Raw genomic sequence first — 555 nt, 5'->3', positions numbered from 1 at the left:
CATCCCAACAGAAGCTGGCACCAAAGCTCTGACGAATACAGCTAAGCGAGGTGTCGACATCACCATCGTCACCAACAGCCTTGCGTCGAATGACGTCTTTGCCGTTCATGGCTGGTACGCCAAATATCGTGAAGATTTGCTCGAATCCGGCATCAAACTTTGGGAAGTGAAATCCAGCGCAAAGCTCAAGAGTAAATGGAGCTTAACGGGCAGTAGCCGCGCGAGCTTGCACGCAAAGGCAATGACGATTGATGACAAAACACTGTTCGTCGGCTCTATGAACTGGGATCCTCGATCTGCGGCTTTGAATACCGAAATGGCCGTTGTGATTGAACAACCGGAATACGTGCAAGCATTTTTCGCAAAATTACCCAGCCAACTGAAAGACAACGCGTATCGACTCACTCTACGTGACGGAGACATTGTTTGGACAAACACAAAAACTGGTGAGGAATATGATTCGGAACCCGAAGCGGGCGTTTTTCGCCGATTAGGCGCTTGGTTCTCCGGCATTTTGCCAATAGAAGATCAACTTTAACTCGGTCACATTCTCTA

General features: G+C 48.6%; 1 protein-coding gene. It reads left to right on the top strand.

Annotation, left to right across the window (positions count from 1 at the left end):
* The coding region (locus R7Q48_RS29960; RefSeq protein ID WP_318134037.1) for a phospholipase D-like domain-containing protein at positions 1–538 on the top strand (538 nt) is incomplete at its 5' end.
* Positions 539–555: the final 17 nt, after the last annotated feature.

The organism is Vibrio sp. 378, from assembly GCF_033339435.1.
The sequence above is the reverse complement of the archived record's forward strand: the minus strand, read 5'-3'. Positions and strand labels throughout refer to the sequence as shown.